This is a genomic window from uncultured Campylobacter sp. (genome assembly GCF_938045595.1).
Lineage (GTDB): Bacteria > Campylobacterota > Campylobacteria > Campylobacterales > Campylobacteraceae > Campylobacter_B.
Genome location: NZ_CALIBB010000139.1, coordinates 1 through 1,302, shown reverse-complemented (window position 1 = coordinate 1,302; position 1,302 = coordinate 1). Strand labels below are relative to the sequence as shown.

The following is a 1,302-nucleotide window of genomic DNA, read 5'->3' as shown; positions in this document are numbered from 1 at the left end:
ACCTTCTTTTTCTAAATAATCTGATAAGCAGCACTCTTCGATAAATTTATAACTTATAGAGGCGTTTTTAACTTTGTGAAATCCAAAAAGTCCTTTTATATTTTTCTCAAAATTTTCTTGATAAATCATATAAAATTCTATTTTTGCGCCTTCTAAAATCGTGTGATACAAGAAATACCAAACACCATAACTCCTAATGCTTGGGCGTCCATTTTTACCACCATCTTGATAAATATTTAATGTTCCTTTTATGCCGCCTTTATCTTGACTGCCACCAATTTTTTTAATCTCACCATTGACAACAATCAAATAAACTCTTGCAACATTTTGTATTAAAATTTTACTATCTAATATAACACCGTTCTCATCTTTCAAAGTGCTCAGATAATTAAACTTTAACCTTGTTTTGCCATTTATATACTCTACATCAGCTATCTTAAATGCTGTTTTTACATCACTTATTCTCAAATTTTAATCCTTTATTATTAGTAGTTCATGCGACTTTTTAATGTTATTTGTATCGCCGCGCTCTAGGCGGTTTTTGCCTATACGAGTTTCACCCTGCCCCATTGTATATTGCCAAGAAGGCTCCAAGATTTCAAAATTTTTATAGGTTTTACGCACGAATTCGCAATCGTTATAGCTAAGTATAAATTTACCATTGTGCGTCTTTAATAAATCCGCTAGCAGCTCATGCTTGAAGCCATTATGGTGGATAGGAAAGTTGCGCTGCGGATAAATTCCTCTAAACATCTTTGAATTCCCATCTAGAAAATACGGTGGATCTAGATAGAAAAAATCGTTCGGATAGAGCTCAAAAGCCTTTTCAAAACTTTCGCAATCCACCTTTAAATTTGGCAATTTAAAATCTCTTATTTTTTCTATGTTCTTTAAATACCTCACTTTGTCTTCATAAATTTTACTCATCCAGCCTAAAAACCCGGGTCCATAGCTGAGATTAAAGTTGAAATAATAGTCTCTCGCTAGTGTTAGCGGTGGTAAAACCGCGTCCTTGATCCAGTGCGATTTTAGTTCCTTTTTTATGATATCATAAGTTTCTTTTGTAGGTTCTAGATTTAAAAGCTCGGCATAAAGCTCAGTGGGTCTGGCAAGTAAAACCTGCCAGAAATTTACTAAAATATCGAAAATATCAAATCCTAAAACCTCTAAATTTAGCTCCTTGGCGATAGCGATTTCCACGCTTCCACCGCCGAAAAAAGGTGAGATTACCCTCTTTGTATCGTTGGGAATTTTTTCTATTACCAGACCTACGGCTAGGCTCTTGCCGCCAGGATAGCGCAG

The 1,302-nt window shown here is 34.9% G+C and carries 2 protein-coding genes; both read right to left on the bottom strand.

Features of this window, described 5'->3' with window-relative positions:
• Window positions 1–468, bottom strand: a 468-nt coding sequence (locus tag Q0340_RS05975) for a type II restriction endonuclease (protein ID WP_298082548.1), incomplete at its 3' end; no start/stop codon positions are given.
• A 3-nt stretch (window positions 469–471) separates the two neighbouring features.
• A partial coding sequence (locus Q0340_RS05970; RefSeq protein ID WP_298082547.1) for a DNA adenine methylase occupies window positions 472–1,302 on the bottom strand: 831 nt, incomplete at its 5' end.